The organism is Cryobacterium sp. MLB-32 (genome assembly GCF_000738085.1).
Classification (GTDB): domain Bacteria; phylum Actinomycetota; class Actinomycetes; order Actinomycetales; family Microbacteriaceae; genus Cryobacterium.
Genome location: NZ_JPRS01000204.1, coordinates 1 through 8037 on the forward strand (window position 1 = coordinate 1; position 8037 = coordinate 8037).

The following is an 8037-nucleotide window of genomic DNA, read 5'->3' on the forward strand; positions in this document are numbered from 1 at the left end:
CGAGGGTCGACCCCGGCGGCACGGCACAGGGCACGGCTCAGGCCTTGGCCGAGGGCCAGCCCGCGGCCCCCGTCTTCGTGAGCGGATGCGCCCACGCCGCCTGGGCCGGCTCGGCCCGGTATGTGCGTGACTGCCCCGACCCGGCGAACGACGTGTCGCGCACGGTCGACAGCCTGCAATCGAAGGCCGCCAGCGAGCTGACCTTCCGGGTGAACCGCGACGTGGTCGTGCTCAACGATCTTCAGTCGGGTCTCGTGTGGCTCGTGGACGAAAACATGGTGCTCGTCGACAACTGGAACGAGATCACCCCGCCCTCGGACCAGACCGACCCGGAGCAGCAGCAGGACGCCGTGAAGCAAACGGTCGAGAATTCCCTCCCGGTGCGTAACGAGGAGAACACCCCGCCGGTCGCCGTTGACGACGCGTTCGGCGTGCGTGCGGGCCGCAGCGTGATCCTGCCGGTGCTCGAAAACGACAGTGACGCGGACGGTGACCTGCTCACCGTGACGGTGGGTCAGGGCCCCGGTGCCCTCATGGGCGAGGTGCAGCCCATCTTCGGCGGCACGGCCCTGCAGATCTCCGTCGCCGATGCCGCGAGCGGCGTGGCGACCTTTGACTACGGGGTCAGCGACGGCCGCGGCGGCGTCTCCAGCGCCACCGTCACCCTCTCGGTGAGCGCGCCCGGCACGAACAAGCCGCCGGTGCAGCGGCGAACGTCGACCGTGCTCGTGGAACACGGTGCCACCGCCACCCGCAATGTGCTCTCCGACTGGATCGACCCCGACGGTGACGACCTCTTCCTGCAGGGCGCGGCGGCCGTCGATGACGACACGGTGCAGTTCACCGCCGACGGCCTGCTGACCTATACCGCGACCGGCAAGAACCTGGGCCGCAAGGATGTGTCCCTCTCGGTGTCCGACGGCTTCGAACCGGCCGAAGGCGTCGTTCGCGTCGACGTGCGGGCGCCCGGTAACTCGCAACCGGTCACCAACCTCGACCATGCCGGCACGGTCGTCGACCGCGCCGTGACCGTGTCGCCGCTGCTCAACGACGAGAGTCCGAGCGGGGTGCCGCTGCGCCTCGCCAAGGTCGACGACGTGGTCGGAGTCACGATCGTGCCCGACTTCGTGGCCGGCACCTTCACCTTCACGGCGCCGGTCGCCGGGCAGTACTACGTGCAGTACCTCGTGACAGACGGGCCGAGCTCGGTGGCAGGACTCGTGCGCATCGATGTCACGGATGCCGTGCCGAGCCTGGCCCCGCCGGTGGCTGTTCGCGATGTGGCCCTGCTGCCGACGGGCGGTGTCGTTCTCGTCGACGTGCTGGCGAACGACACCGACCCGGCCGGCGGCATCCTCGTGGTGCAGTCGGTGAGCATCCCCGACAACCTCGGCGTCTCTATTTCCGTGCTGGAACACCGCGTGTTGCGCGTCGCCGACCAGTCCGGGCTCAGCCAGCCGGTGAGCATCCGCTATACCGTCTCCAACGGTGGCGTCACAGCCATCGGGGAGGTGCTCATCATTCCGGTGCCGGCCCCGGCGGTGCTTCTGCCGCCGGTCGCCGTCGACGACACGGCGCTCGTGCGCGCCGGTGACATCGTCACGATCGATGTGCTGCTGAACGACTCCCACCCCAACGGCGACACGATCGCCCTCGCGCCCACCCTCGTGGCACCACTGGTGGACCCCGCCGACGGCAGCCTGTTCATCGCCGAGAACACGCTGCGGTTTCAGGCCGGAAACACCCCGAAAACCGTCTATGCCACCTACGAGGTTGTCGACAGCCAGGGGCAGAAGGATGCCGGTTACGTCACGATTCGTATCCTGGCCGCGGCGCCCGACGCCAATTCCCGCCCGCGTCCGGTCGACATCGTGGCCCGGGTGTTGTCGGGAAGCACCGTGCGCATTCCGATCCCCCTCGATCAGATCGACCCCGACGGTGACTCGGTCGAGCTCGTGGGCCAGGGCGACGCCCCGACGAAGGGCCGCGTGACCGAGGTCGGCGCCTCCTGGCTGGAGTACGAGGCGTACGACCGGTCCACCGGAACGGACAACTTCACGTACGTCGTGCGGGACCGTCTCGGTGCCAGGTCCTCGGCCGCCGTGCAGGTGGGCATCGCGCAACCGGGCTCGGTCAATCAAAACCCGTACGCCGTGAAAGACGCCGTCACGGCCCGGCCGGACCGGCAACTCTCCGTGTCCGTTCTCTCCAACGACACCGATCCGGACGGCGACGCGCTCACGCTCGTGAAGACCGGGCTTGAGCTGCCGGAGGGCCTCGTCGCGCAGGTCGTGGGCGACCGTATCCTGCTGCGCACGCCGCGCACCGGGGGCGAGTTCAGCATCCGCTACGTCGTGGCCGACCAGTGGGGTGCGACGGCCATCGGAACGCTGCAGCTGAGCATCACGGATACCGCGCCGCTCCGGGTGCCAATCGCGCGTGACGACCGGGTGGCCGTCGCCGACATCGCCGGCCAGACGAGCGTCGACGTGCCCGTGCTCCTGAATGACGAGGACCCCGACGGCGCCGCCGCCGAGCTCGCGGTGTCGGTGAGCGACCCCGCGGCGCGGGTGTTGGCCGACGGCGTGATCCGGCTGCCGCTCGCGAAGACGGCGCAGATCGTGATGTACACGGTGACGGATACCGACGCACTCACGGCCTTCGCATTCGTGCTGGTGCCGGGCCTCGACGACCTGCTGCCCACACTCACCCCCGACACCGCGCAGATCACCGTCACGAGCGGGCAGAGCGTCACCCTGCACCTGGCCGACTACGTCACCGTCGCGGCCGGTAAGACTCCGCGCATCACCGTCGCGTCCACGGTCACCGCGACCCACGCCAATGGTTCGTCCCTCATCACCGATGAGAAGACGCTCGTGTACACCTCGGCGCCAGACTATTTCGGACCCGACGCGATCAGCTTCGAGGTGACCGACGGAACGGGACCGGATGACCCCTCCGGTCTGACCGCCGTTCTGTCGATCCCCGTCACGGTGCTCGCGCCCGATAACCAGCAGCCGACATTCGCCGGCGGAACCGTGGACGTCGCTCCCGGCGAGGCTGCGGTCAGCGTGAATCTGGAGGCCCTGTCAAAGGACGTGGACCCCGGCGACCTCGAGAAGCTCACCTTTCGCCTCACGAGCGGCAGCCCGTCCGGGTTCTCCGTGGCCGTCGCCGGCCGCACCCTGCAGGTGAGCGCCGCGAAACAGACGTCCAAGGGCACCACCGCGTCGGTGCAGCTGCAGATCACTGACGGTGCGAGTGAACCGGTCATGGCCACGATGCAACTGCGGGTTGTCGCGTCCACCCGGCCGCTCGCCGTGACGACCGACGACGTGGTCGGCCAGGCCCGGCAGGGCCAGGCCAGCACCGTGTCCGCCCTGCTCAACGACACGAGCCCCTTCGAGGGGGACCCGCTGACCCTGGTGGGCGCCGCCGTCGAGACCGGGGCGGGGACGGTATCCGTTCGCGGCAGTGAGGTCGTCATCACGCCGGCCGGTGATTTCGTGGGCACCATGGTGGTGCGCTACCGCGTCGCCGATGCCACTCGTGACGTCGACCGCGAAGTGGACGGGCGCATCCGCCTCTCGGTGCTCGGTCGTCCCGGAGCGCCGTCGACGCCGGTGGTGACGGCGATCCAGGACAGCACGATCGTGCTGTCCTGGTCGCCGGGACCGAACAACGGGTCACCCGTCACGTCGTACACGGTGCGCGCGCCGGGACAGACCCGGGAGTGCGCCGCGACCACGTGCACCATTTCCGGGCTGACCAACGACGTGGACTACTCGTTCACCGTCACGGCCACGAACGGCGTGGGGGAGTCCCCGACCTCCGGGGTGTCGGAGACTGCCCGCCCGGACGCCCGCCCCGACGCTCCCGCACAGCCCAAGGTCACCTTCGGTGACACGAGCCTCGCCGTGTCGTGGCCGGTTCCGGCCAGCCGAGGTTCGGCCGTCACGTCGTACACCGCCCGCATATCGCCGCGGCCGGCCGGTCCGGCCGAGCAGACGGTCACCGGGACATCCCTCGTGTGGGCGGGGTTGCAGAACGGTGTCTCGTACACGGTGCAGGTGCAGGCGCACAACCGGTCCGCGAACGCGTCGGAGTGGAGCGTGGGCAGCACCCCCACCGTTCCGGCGGGTGTTCCGGATGCGCCGGGCGCGCCGACCACGGCGCCGGCCACCGCGGTGGGGGGCGAGGCCCAGATTGCCGTGTCCTGGGTGCGGCCGCCGGACAACGGGGACGCGGTGGCCGGCTACCGGCTGGAGACCAGGCAGGGAGGCGTGACGATCGGTTCCCTGCGCGTGGCCGAGCCGTTCGCCAACGTCGCGGTTGCCGCATCGGAGACCGACTACTCGTTTGTGGTGACCGCTCGTAACAAGGCCGGCGACTCTGCGCCGAGTGCCGCCTCCAGCCCGCGGCGCGGTGCGGTGCCGCCCGGCGCACCGGGCAGCGTGGTGGCCACACCTCTCGACCGTGGTGCCGCGGTGACATTCACGCCGGGCGCCCTCAACGGCAACCGCGCCGAAGAGATCACCTACTACTACGCGGTGAACGGCATCGCCGGCGGCACCCTGCCCGCCGGTGGTGGCGCCATCGCTGGTCTGAGCAACGGAACCGCGTACACCGTCTCCGTGTGGATGGTGTCGACGGTGGCGGGCATCGAGCCAGGATTGCCGGCGGCCTCCAACACGGTGGTGCCATTCGGCGCGCCGATCATCACCCTGGCGGCCACCAACCGGCTGGACCAGGCCGTGCAGTTTGTGTGGAGCGTCGACGGCAACGGTCGCCCGATCACGGTCGCGGACCCGGGGCTCGACGCGAACGGCACCGGCACCGCCACGATCGGCAACCTGCAGCCCGGCGAGGCCGCGTCGATCACGGTGAACTACACGAACGACGGCGGACTCTCCGCGAGCGCGAGCTGGTCAGGACAGGCCAACGACCGCTCGGTGTGGGTCGTGAGGGCACACCGAGAGACCTGCCCCGAATCCGAGTTCGACCTGCCGGCCAACGAGGTTGACGGAGTCTGCGGGGGAATCGGCTACCAGCGCGGGGAGCTTTCGGTGGTCTGCCAGATCACCGCTCCGGAGGGGTATGCGGTCGGCCGCGACCCGGTCTGGTACCGCATGCAGAACGGCTGGTACGTGGCCAGGGCCGCAGTGAACGGCGACGTGACGGGTCTGCCGGTCTGTTGACCGGGCAGCCCAGGGACACAGTTTTGATCGAGTCAGTTAATGAGGAGCGCGACATGACGAGCACCACGACCAGCGTGACCGCGCAGATGAGCGCAGAGGAGGCGCGGTGGTTCGCCGACACCTTCGACGCGCTGCTGAAGAACATCGGCCTCGCGGTGCTGGGCAAGAATCAGGTCGTGCGCCTGGTGCTGACCGCCATGCTTGCCGAGGGTCACGTGCTGCTCGAAGACGCCCCCGGAACCGGGAAAACGTCCCTGGCCAAGGCGTTGGCGGCCACCGTGCAGGGCACGAACCAGCGCATCCAGTTCACGCCGGACCTGCTGCCCTCCGACGTGACCGGTGTCACGATCTACGACCAGCAGAGCCACCGATTCGAGTTTCACCGTGGCCCGATCTTCGCCTCGATCGTGCTCGCGGATGAAATCAACCGGGCCTCACCGAAGACGCAGTCCGCGCTGCTCGAGGTGATGGAGGAATCCCGCATCACGATCGACGGCATCGGCCACGAGGTGGGGCGTCCGTTCATGGTGATCGCCACCCAGAATCCGATCGAACAGGCCGGAACGTACCGGCTGCCCGAGGCACAACTCGACCGTTTCCTGATCAAGACATCGATCGGCTACCCGGATCTCGCCGCGACCGAGCTGATCTTGGCCGGGTCGGCGAATCGCAACCCCGCGGCGGACCTGCAACCCGTGATCACGACGCAGGGCGTCGCCGCGATGGCCGACCTCGCTGCCACGGTGCACGTTGACAGCGCGGTGCTGCGTTACGTGGCCGAGCTCGCCGAAGCCACCCGCACCTCGCCCGCAACCCGGGTGGGGGTCTCTGTGCGCGGCGCCATCGTGATGATCCGGGCAGCCAAGGTCTGGGCCGCCGCGCAGGGACGCACGTTCCTGCTGCCCGACGACGTGAAAGACCTCGCGGCGGCGGTCTGGACCCACCGGATCGTGCTCGATCCGGAGGCGGAGTTCGCCGGCGAGACCGCCGCGAAGCTGATGGTTCGCGTGCTCGGGCAGGTCGCCGCCCCGCTGTCGAGGCGCCCGGCGGTATGAGAGACGGGGCGCGTGGGTGGAGGGAGGTGCGGTCGAGGGCCGTGCTCGCTTCCGTCGCGCCATTGTCCGCCGTGCCATTGTCCGCCGTGCGGGAGCGCCTGCGGACCGTCACCGGTTTCGGCCGCGCGCTCGTGGTCGTCGGCGTGCTCGGCCTGATCATCGGGCGGTGGCTCGGCTGGCAGGAATTCACCGCCCTTGCCGCGGTGGCTCTCGCCCTGCTCGCGCTCGCGGTGCCATTCGTACTGGGCCGCAACGGCTACGACGTGCGACTCGATCTCGGCAGCAACCGGGTGGTGGTCGGCGAGCAGGCGGTCGGTCAGGTCTCGGTGCGCAACGCGTCCAGGCGCGCGTTGTTGCCGGTGCGCATCGAGCTGCCGGTAGGCGCCGGTCTCGCGGCATTCCAGGTGCCGCGGCTCGCGGCGGACGGCAGCCACGACGACCTCTTCGTCATTCCCACCCGGCGCCGGGCGGTGCTCGTCGTGGGGCCGGTGCGTTCCGTGCGCGGGGATCCTCTGGGCCTCCTGCGCCGCTCCCGCGAGAATGCGCCGGCCGTCACGCTGTTCGTTCATCCGCGCACCGTGCGTCTCGACGGTTCCGCGACGGGCCTGCTGCGCGACCTCGAAGGCACGCCCACGGCACACCTGTCAAGCGATGACATGTCGTTCCACGCGCTGCGGCAGTATGTGCCGGGGGATGACCTACGCAATGTGCACTGGCGATCGTTCGCGCGCACGGGCACGGTCATGGTGCGCCAATTCGAGCAGACCCGGCGTTCGCATGTGGCCGTGGCGCTGTCCCGCAACCCCGCCGACTATGGAACGGCTCCGTCGTCGGCCGAGCCCGCCGCGGCGGCTCGAAAACCTCACGCTGACGAGTCTGCTGACGAGTCCGCCGACCAGTTCGAGCTCGCCATCTCGGTGTGCGGGTCGATCGGGCTGCAAGCGGTGCTCGACGAGAAGCAGCTCACCGTGCTCACCCAGGAGAAGGTGATGCCGGTCGAGAATGCGGCCCGCCTCCTCGACGGCCTCGCCGGGCTCGATCGGGAGGGCGCGAACGGCACGGGTTCCGCCCGCGACGTGGTGCACCTCGCGCGACACATCGGTCGGATCGTGCCCAACGCATCCGTGGTCGTGTTGGTGTTCGGGGCTGCCGTGGAGCCGGCCCGCATTCGGGCTGCGTGCCGGGTGCTTCCGCAGGGTATTCGGGTGATCGCGGTGCGCTGCGTGCCCGGTGCGGCGCTCGCCCGCGGCTCGATGGGCGCAACCGATGTTCTCACGGTCGGCGACTTGAGCGATCTTCCCCTCGGCCTGCGGCGGGTGATCGCGTGAGTGTGCGCAGCCGGCGTGCCTGGTTCATCGACCTGGTGGTGCTGTTCGTGCTGCTCGGCGTCGGGGTGCTGGGTTTCGGGCCGGTGTTCGGCGGCACCGGATACCTGGTGGCGGGCCTCGGCGGCGCCGTGCTCGGCCTCGGGATCGCCCTCGTCGGCGCCCGGTTGCGTTGGGGCGTGCTCACGGTGGCGCTCGCGACCGTGCTGGGGTACGTCATGTTCGGCGGAGCGCTCGCCCTGCGGGCGAGCACCGTGCTCGGAGTCGTTCCCACGCTCGCCACCCTGCGCGAACTGGCCTTGGGCGTCGTCGTGTCGTGGAAACAGCTGCTCACCGCTCCGGCACCGGTCGCCGGGTTCGACAGCCTGCTGGTGGCGCCGTTTCTGGCGACCCTGATCGCGGCAGTCGTTGCCGGAAGCCTGGCCCTGCGGCTGCGGCGCCCCGCGGGCGCTGCTGCCC

The 8037-nt window shown here is 69.9% G+C and carries 3 protein-coding genes and 1 pseudogene; all 4 read left to right on the forward strand.

All coding sequences use genetic code 11. The annotated features are described in order from the left end of the window. Nucleotides 1-44 precede the first annotated feature (44 nt). Complete coding sequence (locus JF66_RS15855; RefSeq protein WP_231556463.1) at nucleotides 45-5198, forward strand: Ig-like domain-containing protein; 5154 nt, start codon at nucleotides 45-47, stop codon at nucleotides 5196-5198. Nucleotides 5199-5251: 53 nt separating this feature from the next. Beyond that, the gene (locus JF66_RS15860) at nucleotides 5252-6253 is read left to right on the forward strand and encodes a MoxR family ATPase (RefSeq protein ID WP_231556464.1); all 1002 of its coding nucleotides are present in this window, start codon (nucleotides 5252-5254) and stop codon (nucleotides 6251-6253) included. A 41-nt stretch (nucleotides 6254-6294) separates the two neighbouring features. Then, nucleotides 6295-7581 carry a DUF58 domain-containing protein gene (locus JF66_RS15865; protein WP_051973634.1) on the forward strand — a complete coding sequence of 429 codons (1287 nt, stop codon included), beginning with the start codon at nucleotides 6295-6297 and terminating at the stop codon, nucleotides 7579-7581. Then, a pseudogene (locus JF66_RS15870) lies at nucleotides 7578-8037 on the forward strand (transglutaminase domain-containing protein); the annotation flags it as partial. The gene JF66_RS15865 and the pseudogene JF66_RS15870, both read left to right, overlap by 4 nt.

What these genes read in the sequence shown, in the direction of transcription:
- JF66_RS15860 (WP_231556464.1), top strand. Translation starts at nt 5,252, where the DNA reads ATGACGAGCACCACGACCAGCGTGACCGCGCAGATGAGCGCAGAGGAG.